This window comes from Pseudomonas sp. C8002 (assembly GCF_013385765.1).
Taxonomy (GTDB): Bacteria; Pseudomonadota; Gammaproteobacteria; order Pseudomonadales; family Pseudomonadaceae; genus Aquipseudomonas.
Map to the genome: position 1 here is coordinate 35,645 of NZ_JACAPJ010000005.1, position 20,117 is coordinate 55,761.

Annotated in this window: 21 protein-coding genes; 10 read left to right on the top strand and 11 right to left on the bottom strand. The window is 61.3% G+C overall.

Annotation, left to right across the window (positions count from 1 at the left end):
* Positions 1–9: 9 nt before the first annotated feature.
* The 3 genes from HX814_RS06755 to HX814_RS06765 form a co-directional block, all read right to left on the bottom strand.
* Positions 10–648: a thiol:disulfide interchange protein DsbA/DsbL gene (locus HX814_RS06755; RefSeq protein WP_087694548.1), complete on the bottom strand. Its 639-nt coding sequence runs from the start codon at positions 646–648 to the stop codon at positions 10–12.
* 169 nt (positions 649–817) lie between these two features.
* A complete protein-coding gene (locus tag HX814_RS06760) occupies positions 818–1,423 on the bottom strand; it encodes a cytochrome c4 (RefSeq protein ID WP_003214807.1) in 606 nt (201 codons plus the stop codon).
* A 33-nt stretch (positions 1,424–1,456) separates the two neighbouring features.
* The gene (locus HX814_RS06765) at positions 1,457–1,759 is read right to left on the bottom strand and encodes a cytochrome c5 family protein (RefSeq protein WP_003214809.1); all 303 of its coding nucleotides are present in this window, start codon (positions 1,757–1,759) and stop codon (positions 1,457–1,459) included.
* A gap of 192 nt (positions 1,760–1,951) precedes the next feature.
* Between HX814_RS06765 and yihA the strand changes: the two genes are divergently transcribed.
* On the top strand, positions 1,952–2,593 hold the full coding sequence (gene yihA, locus HX814_RS06770; protein ID WP_003214811.1) for a ribosome biogenesis GTP-binding protein YihA/YsxC: 642 nt from the start codon (positions 1,952–1,954) through the stop codon (positions 2,591–2,593).
* A 266-nt stretch (positions 2,594–2,859) separates the two neighbouring features.
* Here yihA and polA read toward each other — a convergent pair whose 3' ends face one another.
* Entirely contained in the window at positions 2,860–5,652 is a 2,793-nt protein-coding gene (gene polA / locus HX814_RS06775) for a DNA polymerase I (protein ID WP_134325501.1), read from the bottom strand.
* A gap of 74 nt (positions 5,653–5,726) precedes the next feature.
* Between polA and HX814_RS06780 the strand changes: the two genes are divergently transcribed.
* Both HX814_RS06780 and HX814_RS06785 read left to right on the top strand, forming a co-directional pair.
* The gene (locus HX814_RS06780; RefSeq protein ID WP_003214814.1) at positions 5,727–6,017 is read left to right on the top strand and encodes a DUF2782 domain-containing protein; all 291 of its coding nucleotides are present in this window, start codon (positions 5,727–5,729) and stop codon (positions 6,015–6,017) included.
* A gap of 56 nt (positions 6,018–6,073) precedes the next feature.
* Complete coding sequence (locus tag HX814_RS06785; protein ID WP_102367835.1) at positions 6,074–7,027, top strand: homoserine kinase; 954 nt, start codon at positions 6,074–6,076, stop codon at positions 7,025–7,027.
* A 127-nt stretch (positions 7,028–7,154) separates the two neighbouring features.
* Here the strand turns inward: HX814_RS06785 and HX814_RS06790 are convergent, their stop codons facing one another.
* Positions 7,155–8,084, bottom strand: a complete 930-nt coding sequence (locus HX814_RS06790; protein ID WP_008439631.1) for a zinc ABC transporter substrate-binding protein — start codon at positions 8,082–8,084, stop codon at positions 7,155–7,157.
* 58 nt (positions 8,085–8,142) lie between these two features.
* Between HX814_RS06790 and HX814_RS06795 the strand changes: the two genes are divergently transcribed.
* Genes HX814_RS06795 through HX814_RS06810 form a run of 4 tightly spaced genes read left to right on the top strand, consistent with a single transcriptional unit; the run spans position 8,143 to position 10,948 of the window.
* Positions 8,143–8,625: a Fur family transcriptional regulator gene (locus HX814_RS06795; RefSeq protein ID WP_003214819.1), complete on the top strand. Its 483-nt coding sequence runs from the start codon at positions 8,143–8,145 to the stop codon at positions 8,623–8,625.
* Positions 8,625–9,410, top strand: a complete 786-nt coding sequence (gene znuC / locus HX814_RS06800; RefSeq protein ID WP_177009003.1) for a zinc ABC transporter ATP-binding protein ZnuC — start codon at positions 8,625–8,627, stop codon at positions 9,408–9,410. The genes HX814_RS06795 and znuC overlap by 1 nt, the downstream gene beginning before the upstream one ends.
* The gene (gene znuB / locus HX814_RS06805) at positions 9,403–10,191 is read left to right on the top strand and encodes a zinc ABC transporter permease subunit ZnuB (RefSeq protein WP_003214823.1); all 789 of its coding nucleotides are present in this window, start codon (positions 9,403–9,405) and stop codon (positions 10,189–10,191) included. Before znuC ends, znuB begins: the two co-directional genes overlap by 8 nt.
* A 37-nt stretch (positions 10,192–10,228) precedes the next feature.
* Positions 10,229–10,948, top strand: a complete 720-nt coding sequence (locus tag HX814_RS06810; protein ID WP_003214825.1) for a PA5502 family lipoprotein — start codon at positions 10,229–10,231, stop codon at positions 10,946–10,948.
* Between the two features lie 112 nt (positions 10,949–11,060).
* Here HX814_RS06810 and katE read toward each other — a convergent pair whose 3' ends face one another.
* Positions 11,061–13,202: a catalase HPII gene (gene katE / locus HX814_RS06815; protein WP_177009004.1), complete on the bottom strand. Its 2,142-nt coding sequence runs from the start codon at positions 13,200–13,202 to the stop codon at positions 11,061–11,063.
* A 268-nt stretch (positions 13,203–13,470) separates the two neighbouring features.
* Between katE and HX814_RS06820 the strand changes: the two genes are divergently transcribed.
* The 3 genes from HX814_RS06820 to HX814_RS06830 are packed head-to-tail and all read left to right on the top strand — an operon-like array spanning position 13,471 to position 15,977.
* On the top strand, positions 13,471–14,478 hold the full coding sequence (locus HX814_RS06820; protein WP_003214829.1) for a methionine ABC transporter ATP-binding protein: 1,008 nt from the start codon (positions 13,471–13,473) through the stop codon (positions 14,476–14,478).
* On the top strand, positions 14,478–15,152 hold the full coding sequence (locus tag HX814_RS06825; RefSeq protein ID WP_003214831.1) for a methionine ABC transporter permease: 675 nt from the start codon (positions 14,478–14,480) through the stop codon (positions 15,150–15,152). Before HX814_RS06820 ends, HX814_RS06825 begins: the two co-directional genes overlap by 1 nt.
* A 51-nt stretch (positions 15,153–15,203) precedes the next feature.
* Complete coding sequence (locus HX814_RS06830; protein WP_003214835.1) at positions 15,204–15,977, top strand: MetQ/NlpA family ABC transporter substrate-binding protein; 774 nt, start codon at positions 15,204–15,206, stop codon at positions 15,975–15,977.
* A gap of 212 nt (positions 15,978–16,189) precedes the next feature.
* Here the strand turns inward: HX814_RS06830 and HX814_RS06835 are convergent, their stop codons facing one another.
* From HX814_RS06835 to HX814_RS06855, 5 genes are read right to left on the bottom strand one after another with little or no spacing between them, the layout of a single operon-like run.
* Positions 16,190–16,825, bottom strand: a complete 636-nt coding sequence (locus HX814_RS06835; RefSeq protein WP_003214837.1) for an SCO family protein — start codon at positions 16,823–16,825, stop codon at positions 16,190–16,192.
* Positions 16,822–17,721 (bottom strand): heme o synthase, encoded by a 900-nt coding sequence (cyoE, locus tag HX814_RS06840; protein WP_008439626.1) that lies wholly within the window; start codon positions 17,719–17,721, stop codon positions 16,822–16,824. The genes HX814_RS06835 and cyoE overlap by 4 nt, the downstream gene beginning before the upstream one ends.
* On the bottom strand, positions 17,709–18,788 hold the full coding sequence (locus HX814_RS06845) for a heme A synthase (RefSeq protein ID WP_003214841.1): 1,080 nt from the start codon (positions 18,786–18,788) through the stop codon (positions 17,709–17,711). Before HX814_RS06845 ends, cyoE begins: the two co-directional genes overlap by 13 nt.
* Positions 18,789–18,798: 10 nt before the next feature.
* Positions 18,799–19,398, bottom strand: a complete 600-nt coding sequence (locus HX814_RS06850; RefSeq protein ID WP_023659276.1) for a hypothetical protein — start codon at positions 19,396–19,398, stop codon at positions 18,799–18,801.
* Entirely contained in the window at positions 19,364–20,104 is a 741-nt protein-coding gene (locus HX814_RS06855; protein WP_177009005.1) for an SURF1 family protein, read from the bottom strand. Before HX814_RS06855 ends, HX814_RS06850 begins: the two co-directional genes overlap by 35 nt.
* Between the last annotated feature and the right edge of the window lie 13 nt (positions 20,105–20,117).

Consider the following 20,117-nt stretch of genomic DNA (forward strand, 5'->3'; position numbering starts at 1 on the left):
ACGGGCCCCTTACTTGGCTGCGCGCTCTTTGGCGATCAATTGGTCGGCCACGTTCAGCGCCTGCTCTTCGCCGCCGGCACTGCCGATGTCAAAGCGGTATTTGCCGTTGACGATCAGCGTCGGTACCCCTTGCACGCCGTATTTCTGGGCCAGTTCCTTGTATTGGGCCATCTTGCCCTTCACAGCGAACGAGTTGAATGTCTCCAGGAACTTGGTTTTGTCGACGCCTTGGGTGGCGACGAAATCGGCCATGTCTTCAGGCTTCACAAGGCGCTTGCCTTCTTTCTGGATGGCATTGAACACAGCCGCGTGAACCTTGTGTTCTACACCCATGGTGTCCAGGGTAATGAACAGCTGGCCGTGGGCGTCCCATGGGCCGCCGAACAGGGCAGGAATACGTTTGAAGTTCACGTCCTCAGGCAGCTTCTCGACCCACGGATTGATGACTGGCTCAAAAGCGTAGCAATGCGGGCAGCCATACCAGAACAGCTCCACCACTTCGATCTTGCCCGGTACGGAAACCGGCACAGGATTGGCCAGCTCAACGTAGGTTTTACCGGCTTCAAGCGGCACATTATCGGCAGCTTGTGCGGTCATGCCGAAAAGGCTGGCAGTGACGAGAGCGGCGCTGAGGATCAGATTACGCATGCTTTACTCCTGGACAAATAAAGTCGCCTCACGCGACCTTTGTTGTGACAGGTCTACGCGGGCATGAGTTCGTTAGTGTAACGGCACCGGCCACAAAAAAGGGCAGCCTGGGCCACCCTTTTTATGCTTGCATCGACGGATTAATCGAGCGTTAACGTAGCCGGGGCCCTTAGTGCAGGCCCTGGATGTATTGGGACACGGCTTCGATGTCCTTGTTGCTGAGTTTCGCGGCGATGCTCTGCATGATCTTGGTATCGCCGTCGTTGGTGCGATTGCCTTCGCGGAAGTCTGTCAGCTGTTTGCCGATGTACTGGGCATGCTGGCCGCTCAAGTGCGGGAAGCCAGCGGCAGCAAGGCCAGCGCCGTTAGGCGAGTGGCAGCCGAGGCAGGAAGGCATGCCTTTTTCCAGGTTGCCGCCGCGGAACAATTCTTCACCGCGGGCCACCAGTTTCGGATCAGCAGCTCCCACACTGCCTTTCTGGCTGGCAAAATACGCCGCGATATCCGCCAGGTCCTGATCGCTGAGGTTGGTCAACAAGCCGGTCATTTCCAGGACCGTACGCTTGCCGTCCTTGATGTCGTGCATCTGCTTGGTCAGGTAACGCTCACCCTGGCCGGCCAGTTTTGGAAAGTTAGGCGCCGGGCTATTACCGTCCGGTCCATGGCAAGCACCACATACGGCGGCTTTCGCCTGGCCAGCAGTGGCGTCGCCTGCGGCATGGGCAACACCGGTGATGCCCAGGGTCAACAGCAGACTCACGATCAGTTTGTTCATCAGCTAATCCAACTACGGCTAAGGGTTAAAGAGTTATGGACCGGGTTCACTCACCATCAACTGAATGACGGCATGGTAATCCTCGGTACTGCAGTCCATGCACAAACCACGCGGCGGCATCGCCTTGAAACCCTGGGTCACGTGTTGCACCAGCGTGTCCATACCTTGAGCCAATCTTGGCTTCCAGGCTGCCTGGTCACCCCGTCCAGGGGCGTTGGGCAGCTGTCCGGCATGGCAGGCCCCGCAAAAGCGGTTGTACACAGCCTCCGGTTCCTGTGTAGCCTGCGCACTGTAAAGTGGCATCAAGAAACCGAAGGCCAGCAGCCACTTGGTCATACATCGACCTTTTCAGGGTTTGAGAGCGTTTTGCGTTCTAATGCGCAATAAAGGTCTATCGCTCCCGTGAACTTCATCCTTCGCTGGGACAAAGCACACACAAAATCTGCGGCATTATATACTGGCGCTACTGAAACGGAAACGACACCGCTTGCCGCACCTATTCCCGGCACCGCCCACATCGGAAAACTCATGCAACTCAAGAATCCCATCCTCGGCCTGTGCCAACAGTCCACCTTCATGCTCAGCGCCGCCAAAGTCGACCAATGCCCCGATGACGAAGGCTTCGAAGTCGCATTCGCCGGCCGCTCCAACGCCGGCAAGTCCAGCGCGCTGAACACCCTGACCCACGCCAGCCTGGCCCGCACCTCGAAAACCCCGGGGCGCACACAGCTCCTCAACTTCTTCAAGCTAGACGATGATCGGCGTCTGGTCGACCTGCCGGGCTACGGTTATGCAAAAGTACCTATCCCGCTGAAGCTGCACTGGCAGCGTCACCTCGAAGCGTACCTGGGTGGCCGGGAGAGTTTGAAGGGTTTGATTCTGATGATGGACATCCGTCATCCAATGACCGACTTCGACCTGTTGATGCTCGATTGGGCCGTCGCCAGCGGCATGCCGATGCACGTCCTGCTGACCAAGGCCGACAAATTGACCTACGGCGCAGCGAAAAACACCCTGCTCAAAGTGCAGGCAGAAATCCGAAAGGGTTGGGGCGATGCGGTGACCATCCAGCTGTTCTCGGCGCCAAAACGCATGGGCCTGGAAGACGCCTACACTGTGCTGGCAGGCTGGATGGAACTGGCTGACAAGGGTTCGGAAGCCGCCGAGTAAAAACTCGGGGCAAAAAAAACCCCGGACTTCGTATGGGGAGGGGAAGTTCGGGGTCCAAGTTCCGGACCGCTAGGGCGGGGTCCAGATATCTGCCAACACTTAACACAACATAGGAGCATTGAAGGGCTTCACCACCCATTCAGTAACTCTGAGTAGCAATTCACGGGTTAAGTTCCGGCACGTTCAAAAAACTATTGGAAATAACCCGCCGCGTTTTCCGATCTAAAGCGCTGCCGCGGCATGATGACGCGGCCCAGGCCCCAGGTTTAGTGCGCTTCGTCCCAGTTGTCGCCCACGCCGACGTCTACCACCAGCGGCACATCCAGCTTTGCCGCCTCGCTCATGTGTTCACGAATCCTCGCGCTGACTTCAGCCACCAGGTCCTCACGCACCTCCAGCACCAATTCATCGTGCACCTGAAGGATGACCTTGGCGTCCAGGCCCGAGTCCGTCAGCCAGTTGTCGACCTTGACCATGGCCTTCTTGATGATATCGGCCGCAGTGCCCTGCATCGGCGCGTTGATTGCCGTACGCTCGGCGCCAGCACGCTCCTGAGGCTTGTTGGAATTGATCTCCGGCAGGTACAGGCGGCGCCCGAACAGGGTTTCCACATAACCCTGATCAGCCGCCTGGGCACGGGTGCGCTCCATGTACTCGCGAACCCCCGGATAGCGGGCGAAGTACACATCGATGTAAGCCTTGGCGGTCTTGGTGTCGACGCCGATGTCCTTGCCCAGCTTCTGGGCGCCCATGCCGTAGATCAGGCCAAAGTTGATCGCCTTGGCACTGCGACGCTGATTGGACGTGACCTCGGTCAACTCAACCTTGAACACTTCGGCCGCCGTGGCGGTGTGCACGTCCAGGTCGTCGCGGAACGCATTCAGCAAGCCTTCGTCCTTCGACAAATGCGCCATGATGCGCAGCTCGATCTGCGAGTAGTCCGCCGCCAGCAGCTTGTAGCCCTTGGGCGCGACAAATGCCTGGCGGATACGCCGGCCTTCAGCGGTACGCACCGGAATGTTCTGCAGGTTTGGATCGCTGGATGACAGGCGCCCGGTTGCTGCTACGGCCTGGTGATAGGACGTGTGCACGCGACCGGTGCGCGGGTTGATCTGCTCCGGCAAACGGTCGGTGTAGGTGCTTTTCAACTTGCTCATGCTGCGGTACTGCATCAGCACTTTCGGCAGTGGGTAGTCGTCTTCAGCCAATTTGGCCAAGACTTCCTCGGCCGTCGAGGCCTGGCCTTTGCCGGTCTTCTTCAACACCGGCAGCCCGAGTTTCTCGTAGAGAATCGCACCCAACTGCTTGGGCGAGCCCAGGTTGAATTCCTCGCCGGCGATTTCATACGCCTGGCGCTCGAGGTCGACCATCTTGTTGCCCAGCTCGATGCTCTGGATGCCCAGCAAGGCGGCATCCACCAGGGCGCCCTGACGCTCAATGCGCGCCAGCACGGGCACCAGCGGCATCTCGATGTCGGACAATACGCTGGCCAGGGTAGGAATAGCGGCAAGCTGCTTGTGCAGTTCCTGGTGCAAACGCAGGGTCACATCCGCGTCTTCCGCCGCGTAAGGGCCGGCTTGCTCCAGGGCAATCTGGTCAAAGGTCAGCTGCTTGGCGCCTTTGCCGGCGATGTCCTGGAAGCTGACGGTGTCGTGGTCCAGGTACTTCTTCGCCAGGCTGTCCATGTCGTGGCGCGTCGCCACGGAGTTCAGCACATAGGATTCAAGCATGGTGTCGAAGGCAATGCCGCGCACGGTGATGCCGAGTGCCGGGTCACCACCGATGGCGCAGTTGGCCAGGATATTCATGTCGAACTTGGCGTGCTGGCCGACCTTGAGTTTTTCCGGGTCTTCGAGCAACGGCTTCAGGGCCAGCAGCACGGTGTCCCGATCCAGCTGTTCCGGCGCGCCGATGTAGGAGTGGGTCAGCGGAATGTAGGCTGCTTCATGGGCCTGCACGGCAAACGACACACCCACCAGTTGCGCTTTCTGGGCGTCGATCCCGGTGGTCTCGGTATCAAAGGCGAACAGCTTGGCGTCGTTGAGCTTCTTCAGCCAGACATCGAACTGGGCCTGGGTGAGGATGGTTTCGTACACCGGCTCCACAGAAACCGGCGCGACCACCTCAACCGCTTCCTCGGCGACCGCGGCCGAAGGAGCAGCGCTCAACTCGACGCGCTTGGCATCGCGTTGAATCTCGTCAATCCAGCTCTTGAACTCCAGCAGCGTATACAGCTCCAGCAGCTTCTCGCGATCCGGCTCGATCAGGTGCAAATCATCCAGGCCCACGTCCAGCGGCACGTCGATCTTGATCGTTGCCAGCTCGTAGGACAGGAACGCACTCGCCTTATGCTCTTCCAGTTTGGCAACCAGGGTCTTGGCACCACGAATCGGCAAGGTCGGCACGATATCGAGCTGCTCGTAGAGCTCTTTCAAACCGCCATTTACACCAACCAACAGGCCGGAAGCCGTCTTCGGACCAATGCCCGGAACGCCCGGGATGTTGTCGGACGAGTCGCCCATCAACGCCAGGTAATCGATGATCTGCTCGGGAGCGACACCGAATTTCTCCTTCACGCCCTCAACGTCCATGGCGCTACCGGTCATGGTGTTGACCAAGGTAATGTGCCCGTCGACCAGCTGCGCCATGTCCTTGTCGCCGGTGGAAATCACCACCGGACGGTCGGCGGCCGCGCTGCTGCGGGCCAGGGTGCCGATCACGTCGTCCGCTTCGACGCCTTCGACGCACAGCAGCGGGAAGCCCAGGGCGATCACGCTCTGGTGCAGCGGCTCGATCTGCACGCGCATGTCATCGGGCATGCTTGCGCGGTTGGCCTTGTATTCGGCGTACAGCTCATCGCGAAATGTCCCGCCCTTGGCGTCGAACACTACCGCGAACGGGCTGTTCGGGTATTGCCTGCGCAGGCTTTTGAGCATGTTCAACACGCCCTTGACCGCGCCGGTAGGCAGGCCTTTGGAAGTGGTGAGCGGCGGCAGCGCGTGAAAGGCGCGGTACAGGTAAGAAGAACCGTCCACCAGGACGAGGGGGGCTTGGCTCATGAGCAGGATCAACCTTTTCGGCGGGTCAGGCGCTAGAATAGCCGGACCAATGACGACAAAGGGACAAGGTTATCATGCGTACAGTAAATCGCCTGTTGTTGACCGGCTTGATTGCACTCACTCCGATGGTGGCCATGGCGGCAGATACTGCCCCTTCGGGCGACCCGGAAGTCACCATTCGCACGGAAGGCGACAAGACCATCCAGGAATACCGCCAGAATGGTTTCCTGTACGCGATCAAGGTGACCCAGAAAGGCTTTCCGCCTTACTTCCTGGTGCGCGCGGACGGAACCGATGCGAACTTCATCCGTTCTGACCAGCCGGATATGCTGATCCCGTCATGGAAGATCTTCGAATGGAAATGATTTCTTAACTTTAATCGGCGCTGCTCCCCGCAGCGCCCGTAACGGCAGTTTTAACCATGTCTGTGTTCACCCCCCTGGCTCGGCCCGAGCTGGAAACCTTTCTTGCCCCTTACGGGCTCGGCCGCCTGCTTGATTTCCAGGGGATTGCCGCTGGTAGTGAAAACACCAATTTCTTCATCAGCCTGGAACAGGGCGAATTTGTCCTGACCCTGGTCGAGCGCGGCCCCGTGCAGGAAATGCCGTTCTTCATCGAACTGCTGGACGTGCTCCACGACGCTGATTTGCCAGTGCCTTACGCCCTGCGTACCACCGACGGCGTGGCCTTGCGCGAGTTGGCGGGCAAACCGGCGCTGCTGCAACCGCGCCTGGCGGGCAAGCACATCAAGGACGCCAACGCCCAGCATTGCGTGCAAGTGGGCGAATTGCTCGGGCACCTGCACCTGGCCACCCAAGGCGAGAAGGTGCTGGAACGCAAGACCGATCGCGGGCTGGACTGGATGCTCAGCGAAGGCGCGCAACTGATCTCGCACCTCGACGCGGAACAACGCGGCCTGTTGCAAGCGGCGCTGGATGAGATCGAGGCGCACAAGGCGCAGATCCTCGCGCTGCCCCGGGCAAACATCCACGCCGACCTGTTTCGCGACAACGCGATGTTCGAAGGCACGCACCTGACCGGGCTGATCGACTTCTACAACGCCTGCTCGGGGCCGATGCTGTACGACGTGGCGATCGCCCTGAACGACTGGTGCTCGGACGCCGACGGCGTGATCGACGGCCAACGGGCACGGGCGTTGCTGGGGGCTTATGCGGGCTTGCGGCCGTTCACCGCCAAGGAAGCAGAGCTGTGGCCGACCATGCTGCGTGTGGCCTGTGTGCGGTTCTGGCTGTCACGCCTGATTGCGGCGGAATCGTTCGCCGGGCAGGACGTGCTGATTCACGACCCGCGCGAGTTTCAGGTGCGCCTGGCGCAACGCCAGCAGGTCAAGACCCCGCTGCCGTTCGCGCTGTAAAGATCGTACGCGATCAAAATGTGGGAGCGGGCTTGCTCGCGAATGTGGAGTTTCAGTCACCAGATGCGCTGACTGATCCACCGCATTCGCGAGCAAGCCCGCTCCCACAGTGGTTATGCGGCGTCTGTCAGAGCGACTCCAGGCACCCAGCCAGGTCATTCCCCAGCTTCTCCAGCACCTGCTCATACCCCTGGGCGGAGGCCGGCGTGTAGCCGCCCAACGCATCCAGCTCCGCCAGCTTCACCGGCAAACCCGCCACCAGCGTTTCCGCAAGGCGCGGGCGCAACGGCGGCTCGCTGAACACACAAGTCTTGCCCACTTCCTGCAAACGCGTACGCATCGCTGCCACATGCTGGGCGCCCGGCTGCACTTCTGCGGCCACGCTGAACACCCCGGTGTGCTTGAGCCCGTAGGCATCTTCGAAGTAATCGAAGGCTTCATGGAACACGAAGTACGGCTTGCCGGCGACGTCCGCCATACGTGCTTTCAAGCGCGCGTCCAGTGCATCCATACGGCCATCAAAGGCCTTCACGTTGCTCTGGTAACGCTCGGCGTTCGCCGGGTCGGCAGCGCTGAGGTCCGCCGCCATGCGGTTCGCAATCACCCGGGCGTTGACCGTCGACAGCCACAAATGCGCATCCAGGCTGCCCGGGCGATGGTCATGATCATGTTCGTCGGCATCTTCAGCATGGGAGTGGCTATCTTCGGCGAACCGACGCAGTTTCATTCCCGGAAGGTCCTGCACCGCCACCGTCGGCAAGCTGCGGCCTTTCAAGACACGCGGCAGAAAGCTTTCCATGTCCGGGCCGATCCAATACAGCAGGTCCACCGACTGCACGCGCCGTACGTCGGAAGGGCGCAACGCATAGTTATGCGGCGAAGCGCCCGGCGGCAGCAATACCTCGGGAATCGCCACGCCATCCTGCACAGCAGCAGCAATCAGTTGTAACGGTTTGATACTGGTCAGCACCCGAACCTCCGCCTGAGCGGCACCGGCAAGCAGCAAACTGGTGACAAATACGACAAAAACGGGAAAAAGTCTGGACACGATGACCACTCAAGGAGGCAGGAACAGGTAACATAATAACGTCTCTCACAAATATCTGTCGCCGCTCATGCCTAAAACACCGCTTGCCAGCCGTCCCCATGACCACTCTCACTGCGTGCACAGCGCACTGTCAGAGGCCGACGCACTGTGCGCGCGCCAAGGGCTGCGCCTGACCGCCCTGCGTCGCCGGGTGCTGGAGCTGGTGTGGCAAAGCCACAAGCCGCTGGGTGCCTACGACATCCTCGGCGTGCTCAGCGAGCAGGACGGCCGCCGCGCCGCGCCGCCCACGGTTTACCGCGCGCTGGACTTCCTGCTGGACAACGGCCTGGTGCACCGCATCTCATCGCTCAACGCCTTTGTCGGCTGTAACCACCCGGAACACGCGCACCAGGGCCAGTTCCTGATTTGCCGCGAATGCCACGCCGCCATCGAACTTGAGCAAAAAAGCATCAGCGACAGCATCATCAAGAGCGCCGGCGACGTCGGCTTCAAGGTCGAAGGGCAAACCGTCGAAGTCGTCGGTGTGTGCTCGGGCTGCCAGGGGGCTTGATGAGCACTGCGTTAATCCGCCTGGAGCAGGTCGGGGTCACGTTCGCCGGGCAAAACGTGCTGGACAACATCGACCTGAGCGTCGAGCCAGGTCAGATCGTCACGCTGATCGGCCCCAACGGTGCCGGCAAGACCACCCTGGTGCGCGCCGTACTCGGCCTGCTCAAGCCCGACAGCGGCAGCGTGTGGCGCAAGCCGAGGCTGCGGGTCGGCTACATGCCGCAGAAGCTGCATGTGGACCCGACCTTGCCCCTCTCGGTGCTGCGCTTCCTGCGCCTGGTGCCCGGTGTCGACCGTGCCCGCGCACAGTCCGCCCTCAAGGAAGTGGGCGCCGAACAGGTGATCGACAGCCCGGTGCAAAGCATCTCCGGCGGCGAAATGCAGCGCGTGCTGCTGGCCCGCGCCCTGCTGCGCGAGCCGGAATTGCTGGTACTGGATGAACCCGTACAGGGCGTCGACGTCGCCGGCCAGGCCGAGCTGTACAGCCTGATCACCCGCCTGCGGGACCGCCATGGCTGCGGCGTGCTGATGGTCTCCCACGACCTGCACCTGGTGATGAGCACCACCGACCAGGTGGTGTGCCTCAATCGCCACGTGTGCTGCTCCGGCCACCCGGAACAGGTCAGCGGTGACCCGGCTTTCGTCGAGCTGTTCGGCAAGAACGCCCAGAGCCTGGCGATCTACCACCACCATCACGACCACGCCCATGACCTGCATGGCGCCGTAGTCGATGACTCCACCGCATCCCACACCCACGTTCATGGAGATAGCTGCAAGCATGGCTGATTTTCTGCTCTACGCCCTGCTGGCAGGCTTGGCTCTGGCGCTGGTGGCGGGCCCACTGGGCTCGTTCGTGGTCTGGCGGCGCATGGCCTATTTTGGCGACACCCTGTCCCACGCTGCGCTGCTGGGCGTGGCCATGGGATTTCTGCTGGATGTGAGCCCGACCATTGCCGTCACCGTCGGCTGCCTGCTGCTGGCTGTGCTGCTGGTGACCCTGCAACAGCGTCAGCCTCTGGCCTCCGATACCCTGCTGGGCATCCTGGCCCCAAGCACCTTGTCCCTGGGCCTGGTGGTGCTGAGCTTCATGCATGAAGTGCGCATCGACCTGATGGCCTACCTGTTCGGCGACCTGCTGGCGATCAGCCCCACCGACCTGGCGTGGATTCTAGGCGGCAGCGCGGCAGTGCTGGTGCTGCTGGTGACGCTGTGGCGCCCGCTGCTGGCGATCACCGTTCACGAAGAACTGGCCACCGTCGAAGGCTTGCCCGTGGCGGCGCTGCGCATGACCCTGATGCTGCTGATCGCCGTGGTGATCGCTGTCGCGATGAAGATTGTCGGCGTATTGTTGATCACATCGCTGCTGATCATCCCGGCTGCTGCGGCCCAGCGTCACGCCCGCTCGCCGGAGCAAATGGCGCTCGGCGCCAGCCTTCTGGGGATGCTCGCGGTGTGTGGTGGCCTGGCGCTGTCCTGGTTCAAGGACACCCCGGCCGGGCCGTCGATTGTGGTCACGGCGGCCGCCCTGTTTCTGCTGAGTTTTGTCCTGCCCCGTCGTGGGGTGTAGACTTGCTCGCTTTTTGCGCAATTAGAGAGTCGCAGGAATGAAGCTGTTCAACGCCCGTTATCTGCTCCTTGCCGCATTTTCCTTGCTGCTGGGCGCCTGCCAAAGCACCCCGCCCGCCGCCCCCCAGGCGCCGGACGCACGTGCTGCGGCCATCGCACAGCTGGAGCAAAACCTCGCCAGCAGTGAACTGGCCACCGCCGAAGACGAGCTGGCCGCTTTGCAGGCCCAATCGCCCAACGACCCGGCGCTGGAGCCTTATCAGCGCCAACTGGCCGAAGCCTACTTGCAGCGCAGCCAGATCGTCCTGCAAAAGGGTGATGTCAACGCTGCCGCGACGGCCCTGAGCCGCGCACGGGCATTGATGCCCAAGGCTCCGGCGCTGACCGGTGGCGTCAACAGTGCGATCGCCCATGCCCGTAAAGTCGAGCTGGACAAAGCCGAGGCCGCCCTGAAAGCCGCCGAAGCCAAGCCGCCGGCCAAGGTCATCGACCCGGCAGCGCCAAGCACTACGGTTGCGCTGAACCTCACCGATATCGAGGCACTGCGCCATCAACTGGATGAGATCGCCACCGATGTGGTGAATTACCAGTGCGATGTCAGCATCCAGGCACCACGCACCGAAGATTACCCATGGCTGGCCACGTTGCTGACCAAACGGGTGAAGCGCATCGATTCGGGGTATGACCTGAAGATTCACCGGCAGATCCTGAAGAAGGTTCCGGCGCAGGTCGTGCTGATTCCGCGTAAGACTGAATAACGCCATTCGCGAGCAAGCCCGCTCCCACATTTAACCGAGTTCCAACTTTGGAATGCGGTCAAATGTGGGAGCGGGCTTGCTCGCGAAGGCGATCTAACAAACGACCGATACCTTAAGCCGGAACAGCTTTAGCCTTCGGCTCCCGATCCCAGACCCGATGCTGGGCAATCGCCGCAAAGAACGCCTTAAACGCCTTCGCGTCGCCGCCCACAATCAAGCCCGCATCCGCCTCAAGCTTCAGCACATCCAGCAACTGCTTCGCCTCACCGGCCAGGGCAATTGCCTTGAGGTGCTTGTACGCCTCCAGCAGGTAATGCAACGCCACACCATCAGCGCTCAACGCCTGAACCGACTTGGCGCCACCCGGCACAAACACCGCATCGAACGCCACCGAAGGCAAGCCTTCCATGGAAGCATCCACCGGTAGGCTCTTGCCATCCGCCGTCGTTACCGGCGCCGAGGTAGGCCCCAGCAACTTCGCATGCGCACCTGCGGCCTCAAGCGCCTTCTTCAAGGCATCAATCGCCGCGCCATCAACACCGTTCGCCGCCAGAATCGCCACCTTGCGGGTCTTGATATCACCCGACAGCAAATTGGCCTGGCTCAACGCTGGCGAGCGTTCCGGAGACGTCTTGCGCTCTGGCACCGTACCTTTAGTCGGTGCTGGCAAGCCCAGGTTCTGCGCCACACGCTTGGCCAGTTCCAAGTCGATGTTGGCGAGGATCTCATTCACCTGGCGAGCGCGAATAAACTCACGCTCCACCTTGCCCAGTTCAAAGCTGTAGGCGGCGATGATGTGCTCCTGCTCGTGCTTGCTCATGCTGCGGAAAAACAGGCGCGCCTGGGAGAAGTGATCACCGAACGACTCGCTGCGCTCACGGATCTTGTGGGCATCAATGCGCTCCGGATACGTCTCAAAACCACCGTCCTGCGCCGCAGGCGGAGTTTCTTTCGGCCAGCCGCCATCAATCGAGTTCGGCTCGTAGGACGCGCGGCCCTTGTCGATGGTGGTGCGGTGCATGGCATCGCGCTGGCCGTTATGGAACGGCGCTACCGGACGGTTGATCGGCAACTCGTGAAAGTTCGGCCCGCCGAGTCGGCTGATCTGCGTATCGGTGTAGGAAAACAGACGGCCTTGCAGCAGCGGGTCATTGGAGAAGTCGATACCCGGCACGATATGCCCCGGGCAGAACGCCACTTGCTCGGTCTCGGCGAAGTAGTTGTCCGGGTTGCGGTTGAGCACCATCTTGCCCAGCGGCGTGATGGGCACCAGCTCTTCGGGGATCAACTTGGTCGGGTCGAGAATATCGAAGTCGAACTTATGCTCGTCTTCTTCGGCGATGATCTGCACGCCCAATTCCCATTCCGGGTAATCGCCAGTTTCAATGGATTCCCACAGGTCACGACGGTGGAAGTCCGTGTCTTTGCCCGCCAGCTTCTGCGCCTCGTCCCACACCAGGGAGCAGGTGCCGACGGTAGGCCGCCAGTGGAATTTGACGAAGTTGGATTTGCCCTCGGCATTCACCAGGCGGAAGGTGTGCACGCCAAACCCCTGCATGGTTCGCAGGCTTTTCGGAATGGCCCGGTCAGACATGGCCCAGATCACCATGTGCGCCGACTCCGGCTGCAGCGAGACAAAATCCCAGAACGTATCGTGGGCCGAGCCGCCGGTAGGAATCTCGTTGTGGGGCTCAGGTTTTACCGCATGCACGAAGTCAGGAAACTTGATCGCATCCTGAATGAAAAACACCGGCATGTTGTTGCCCACCAGGTCGAAGTTGCCTTCGTCGGTGAAGAACTTTACGGCAAACCCACGCACGTCACGCACGGTATCGCCGGAGCCGCGTGGGCCCTGAACCGTGGAAAAGCGCGCAAATACCGGGGTTTTATGTTCCGGGTTACGCAGGAACCCGGCCTTGGTCAGCGCCGAATGATTTTCATAGGTCTGGAAATAGCCGTGGGCACCGGTGCCCCGGGCATGGACGATGCGTTCCGGGATGCGCTCATGGTCAAAGTGCGTGATTTTTTCACGCATGATGAAGTCTTCCAGCAGCGATGGGCCACGGGAGCCGACCTTCAAGCTGTTCTGGTTATCGGAAACCTTCACGCCCTGGTTGGTGCGCAGCGCCTGGCCCGTCGCGTCGGAGCGGAATGTTTCCAGGCTTTGCAGCTTGGCGTTGGTGTTGCCACGGTCCAGAGTGTCGGTGCCCGCAAGTTCGCTCTTGGGCGGGGTAACTGGCTTTTTAGTACTCATCAGACAAAAACTCCTCGTTTGCGTAGGCCAGAGCGATCCCCGGCTCTTCTTGAGCAAAACCCCAGGCACGGCACCTGGGAGTTTCGAGTTGCTTATGTAGTGACTGACACGGTTTTGTACCGTTCCTTTTTTATGACCTTTGATCGCGTTATTGCCAAATCGCTGGTCGGATGAGAAATAAATGCTAAGAAACGCTATACGGACAGGCTAAAATGCGCGCCCGGCTAACCGCTGATCCCTTTTTAATGCGCCCCACAAGGTTCGCTACGTGATCGAGTTTCATAACGTCCATAAAACCTACCGGGTCGCCGGTAAGGATATCCCCGCACTGCATCCCACCAACCTGCGCGTCGAAAATGGCCAGGTGTTTGGTCTGATCGGCCATTCCGGTGCGGGAAAAAGTACTTTGCTGCGTCTGATCAACCGCCTGGAGCAACCCAGCGGCGGCCAGATCAAGGTCGATGACGAAGAAGTCACCGCCCTCGACGCCAACGGCCTGCGCCGTTTCCGGCAACAGGTCGGGATGATCTTCCAGCACTTCAACCTGCTGGCATCCAAGACCGTTGCCGACAACGTGGCGCTGCCGCTGACCCTCGCGGGCGAACTTTCCCGCAAGGAAATCGACCTGCGCGTGGCCGAATTGCTGGCCCGGGTCGGCCTGTCCGACCATGCCAAGAAGTACCCGGCGCAGTTGTCGGGCGGCCAGAAGCAGCGCGTCGGCATCGCCCGCGCCCTGGCCACCAAGCCGAAAATCCTGCTGTGCGACGAAGCCACCAGCGCCCTCGACCCGCAGACCACGGCCTCGGTCCTGCAACTGCTGGCCGAGATCAACCGCGAGCTGAAGCTGACCATCGTGCTGATCACCCATGAAATGGACGTGATCCGCCGCGTGTGCGACCACGTGGCCGTGATGGATGCCGGCGTGATCGTCGAGCAAGGCACCGTCGCCGACGTATTCCTGCACCCCAAGCACCCGACCACCAAGCGCTTCGTGCAGGAATCCGAGCAAGTCGACGAAGGCGAACAACGCGATGACTTCGCCCATGTACCGGGGCGCATCGTGCGCCTGACGTTCCAGGGCGAAGCGACCTACGCGCCGCTGCTGGGTACCGTCGCCCGCGACACGGGTGTGGACTACAGCATCCTCGCCGGTCGTATCGACCGCATCAAAGACATTCCCTACGGGCAACTGACCCTCGCCGTCACCGGCGGTGACATGGAGGCCGCCTTCGCCGCCTTCACCGCGGCAGACGTCCATATGGAGGTGCTGCGCTAATGGAAATCCTCTTGAGCTTTTTCTCGAACATCGACTGGTCGGAAATCCTGCTCGCCACCGGCGACACCATGACCATGCTGTTCGGCTCCCTGCTGTTCACCGTATTGCTGGGCTTGCCGTTGGGCGTGCTGCTGTTCCTGTGCAGCCCGCGTCAGCTGTTCGAACAAAAGAATGTTTATGCGCTGTTGTCGCTGGTGGTGAACATCCTGCGTTCGCTGCCGTTCATTATCCTGTTGATCGTAATGATCCCGTTCACGGTGCTGATCACCGGCACCTCGCTGGGTGTTGCCGGTGCAATTCCGCCACTGGTGGTGGGTGCCACGCCGTTCTTTGCGCGCCTGGTGGAAACCGCGCTGCGTGAAGTGGACCGCGGGATTATCGAAGCGACCCAGGCCATGGGCGCGACCACTCGCCAGATCATTACCAACGCGTTGCTGCCCGAAGCCCGCCCCGGCATCTTCGCGGCGATTACGGTGACGGCGATTACACTGGTTTCCTACACGGCCATGGCCGGTGTAGTGGGTGCCGGTGGCCTGGGTGACTTGGCGATCCGCTTCGGTTATCAGCGCTTCCAGACCGACGTGATGGTGGTCACCGTGGTGCTGCTGCTGATCCTGGTACAAATTCTGCAAACCGTCGGCGACAAGCTGGTGGTGCACTTTTCTCGAAAATAACGGCTATTGCCGGCGTTAAGCCGGCCAATTCCCGAACAAGGAGCTTGTTGAATGAAAAAACTACTGGTTGCTTTCGCCGCCGTTGCCGCGTTCTCCGCCCACGCCGCCGAAACCCTCACCGTGGCCGCGTCCCCGGTGCCGCACGCTGAAATCCTCGAATTCGTGAAGCCGGCTCTGGCCAAGGAAGGCGTGGACCTGCAGGTCAAAGTCTTCACCGACTACGTTCAGCCAAACGTACAGGTAGCCGAAAAGCGCCTGGACGCCAACTTCTTCCAGCACCAGCCGTACCTGGATGAGTTCAACAAAGCCAAGGGCACTCATCTGGTGAGCGTTGGCGCTGTGCACCTGGAGCCTCTGGGCGCCTACTCCAGCAAGTACAAGAAGCTGGAAGACCTGCCAAGCGGCGCCAACGTCGTGATCCCGAACGACGCCACCAACGGCGGCCGTGCGCTGTTGCTGCTGGCCAAGCACAACCTGATCACCCTGAAGGACCCGACCAACATCCTGTCGACCATCAAGGACATCACTGAAAACCCGAAAGGTCTGAAATTCCGCGAACTGGAAGCCGCCACCCTGCCGCGCGTGCTGACCCAAGTCGACCTGGCGCTGATCAACACCAACTACGCCCTGGAAGCCAAGCTGGACCCGTCCAAGGACGCACTGGTGATTGAAGGCAACGACTCGCCTTACGTGAACATCCTGGTGACCCGCGAAGACAACAAGGATTCGGACGCGGTGAAGAAGCTGGTAGCAGCCCTGCACACCCCGGAAGTGAAAGCGTTCATTCTTGAGAAGTACAAAGGCGCGATCCTGCCGGCGTTCTGATCCAAGGCCGAAACCCCGATCGAAAAAGCGGACGCAGAGCGTCCAGTGCGGCATTCCCACGCAGAGCGTGGGAACGATCCAAACCAATGTGGGAGCGGGCTTGCTCGCGAAGGCGGTGGTTCAGTCGATACATCTGTTGACTGACACACCGCCTTCGCGAGCAAGCCCGCTCCCACATTTGATTTGTGTCGCTCAGAAAATGGTCGGCAGGCTTATTTACGCTGCAACAACCCCGGGAACTGCGCTACCAGCTTCTGGTTGTTCAACGGCGCCCGGATAAACCCGCGTTGCGTTCCATCCGGCCCGATCAGCGCAAGGTTGCCGCTGTGGTCGACGGTGTAGTTGGGCTTGCTGGTGTCTGCCGGAATAAACGGAATGCTCACCGCATTCGAAACCTTCTGCACATCGTCCACATTCGCACCGGTCAGGCCCTCGAACTGTGGATCGAAGTAGCCCAGGTACTGCTTGAGCTGCGCCGGTGTATCGCGGTTCGGGTCAACGCTGACCAAAATCACCTGCAACTTATCCACAACGTCTTTGGGCAGCTCGCTCTTGATCTGCCGCAGTTGGGCGAGAGTGGTCGGACAGATGTCCGGGCAGAAGGTGTAGCCGAAGAACAGCACGCTCCACTTGCCTTTCAGCTCGTTGACCACCACCGGCTGGCCGTCCTGGTTGGTCATGGTCACCGGTGGCAACTGGCGGCTTTGCGGCAGCAGGATGATGCCGGCATCGATCAAGGCCGTCGGGTCGCCCTGGCCTTTGCCACTCAGGACTTTGTTGACGGTCAGGCCCATGATCAACGCGACAATGGCCACCAGAATGAAGACAGTTTTTTGAGTTCGAGTCATAGGTTCAACAATAGGTAATGGTCTACGAGCAGGGCGATAAACAGCGCGAACAAGTACCAGATAGAGTACTTGAAGGTGTTGATCGCCGCGTGCGGCCGACTGCCACGGTACAGCACCCAGGCCCATTGCAGAAAGCGCCCGCCCAGAACCAGTGCGCACACCAGGTACAGCATGCCGCTCATGTGGATGACATAGGGCATCAGGCTGACCGCCAGCAAGGCGAAGGTGTAGAGCAGGATATGCACCTTGGTGTAGTGCTCGCCGTGGGTCACGGGCAGCATCGGGATGTCGGCCTTGGCGTATTCCTCCTTGCGGTGAATCGCCAGGGCCCAGAAGTGCGGCGGGGTCCAGGCGAAGATGATCAGCACCAGCAGCAACGGCTCGGCGCTGACGTGGCCAGTGACGGCAACCCAACCCAGCAACGGCGGCGCGGCGCCAGCCAGCCCACCGATGACGATGTTCTGCGGCGTCGCACGCTTGAGAAAACCGGTGTAGATCACGGCGTAGCCCAACAGTGAAGCCAGCGTCAGCCAGGCGGCCAGCGGATTGGTGAACGCCAGCAACAGCGCCAGCCCGGCCACCGCCAGCACCATCGCAAAAACAAGCGCCGCCACAGGCGATACGCGCCCTTCCGCCAGCGGGCGCTTATGGGTACGCGCCATCAGCGCATCGATGCGCCGGTCCACCACATGGTTGACCGCCGCCGCGCCGCCGGCACACAGCGCGATCCCCAGGTTGCCGAAAATCAGCACCGGCCACGGTACCCCGGCGCGGGTGGCGAGGAACATGCCCACCAGCGAGGTGATGAGCATCAGCACCACCACTTTTGGCTTGGTCAGCTCCAGATAGTCACGCCAGATCGCCTGGCTGTGACGCTCGCTGATCAAGGTCGCCATGGCATCTCTCCTTTAATGGTTATGAGGCCCGACACGTGTTTACGCGGGCTGAAGCGCCAGCCGAACGGCAACTGATGTCGCACCCGAACCAGGCTGGTGCGGGCGTGGTAATTGACCAGCACCAGCGTCAGCAGCAACGCCGCGCCGCCGGCGTTATGCGCGACCGCAACCGGCAGCGGCAGGTGGAAGTACACGTTACTCAGGCCCAGGCAGAGTTGCGCCGCCAGGGCGATCAGCAACAGGCCCGCCAGGCGGGTCATGCCGACCACCTTGAGCTGCCAGGCCAGGCCCAGCAACACGACAGTGACCAGCAGCGCGCCAATCCGGTGGGTGAGGTGAATCGCCGTGCGCGCATCACTGTCCAGTTGCCCGCCGAGGTAATTGGGGCCGATATGCTGGGTCAGGTGAAAGCCATTGGCGAAATCCGCCGCCGGCCACCATTGCCCGTGACAGGTCGGCAGGTCGATACACGCCACGGCTGCGTAGTTGGAGCTGACCCATCCACCCAGCGCGATCTGGCCGATCACCAGCACCAGCCCGGCCGTGGCCCAATACTGCAAACGCCTGGGCACAATCAGCGCCGGCAATACGCCGGACAATCGCAGCGTCAGCAAGAACAGCAGGCTCAACGTCGCAAACCCGCCCAATAAATGCCCGGTGACCACTTGCGGCCAGAGCTTCAGCGTCACCGTCCACATGCCAAACGCCGCCTGGGCGAACACCACCGCCAACAGGAACAACGGCAGCTTCAACGGCTGGCCCGGATGATGCCGATGGGTCCAGGCGCGCGCCGCCAGCAGCACGATCAACAGCCCGAGGGTGCCGGCGAAGTAACGGTGGGTCATCTCGTTCCAGCCCTTGTCCGCCTCGACCGGCGTGTCCGGGTAATGCAGTTCGGCATGGGCCAGCTGGGCTTCGCTTTTCGGCACGCTGATAAAGCCATAGCAACCCGGCCAGTCCGGGCAACCGAGACCCGCGTGGGTGAGGCGGGTATAGGCGCCCAGCAGCACCACGACCAGGGCCAGCAGGGTGGCAAACAGCGCGAGGCGAAATCCAGGTTTGGCCATGACGGTGTCCTTATCCGATGTTCGACAGTTTCAGCAGCAGGCGCAGGTCGTTGAGCAGGTCCTTGCCCTTGACCCGGGCGTCGTAGCGCAGCACCAGGTTGCCGTGGGGGTCGACGATCCACAGCTGGGCATCGCCGCTGCCTTGGGCGGCGGCGTCTTTGTTGAAGGTCGACAGGTCCAGGGAATAGCGTTGCAGTTGCGGGTATTCGGCCTTGAGTTTGGCGTCATACGCGGTGCTGACCGGCTGCGCACTGGCCAGGGCGTGGCTGGCGCGGGAGGCATCACGGCCCAGGCCGATCTGGAGTTGGCGTGCGAGGTACACCAGTTGCTGGCAGTCGGCGGCGCAGGCGGTGGGCGCGGTGACCAGCAGTTGCCAGCGGTCTTCGTCAGCCTGCACGCCAATGTCGGCACGGGTCTGGCCATTGCCGATCATCTCGCCGTGGTAACTGCGGCTGTCCGGCACCCAGAACTGCAATTTGTACATAAAGGTGGCGAGCACCATCGGGCCGACCACCATCAGCAGGATCAGGATCAGTTGCCAGCGGCCCTTGCGCCGATTGGGCGCTGCCGGCGTGTCAGACATGTTGAGTGGATTCATGGCCGCTCCCATGGCGCTTCTCCTTTGTGTTATGCCATCCGAGGTAGAGGTAAAGACCGAACAGCGCCAGCGCCATGGCGAACCATTGCACGGCGTAGCCCAAGTGTTTTTCCGGGCCCATGGCGACCACGGGCCAGTTGGTTTCGAAAGTGCCAGGGCCCGCTTCAGCCCGCACTTCATAGGCGAATCCGCTGCGGCCCAACTCGGTCCACAGCGCTTCGGGATGCAGCGCGGTCAACAATCGTGGCCACTGTGCGCCCGCCGGATCGGCGTGCAACTGGAAGGTTTCGCCGGGAGCCACATAGACCCAGGCGTCGAGATTCAGCAGTTGTTCGGGGGTGGTGAAAACCGGTGGCGTGCGCCGGTCCGGCCAAGGCAGCCAGCCGCGATTGAGCAGCAGCCACTGACCGCTGGCCTGATCGTGGAAGGGTTGCAGCACTTCCACACCGACCTTGCCGTCACGAAAGCGGTTATCCAGTAGCACGCTGTGCTCGGCATCGAATTGCCCGCGCAAATGCACGCGGCGGAAGGCCGGATCTTCGGTGGCCTGTAACTGCGCACCGCTCATGGGCTCGGCAGCGCGGCGCTCGGCGTAGGTTTCCAGCAGCGCCTGTTTTTCCTGGCCGCGGGAAAGCTGCCAGAAGCCGAGAAACACCAGCAACGGCAGCAGCACAAGCACCACCAGCGTCGGCGCAATACCGGGGCGAAAGGGTTTCATGGCATTGCCGCAG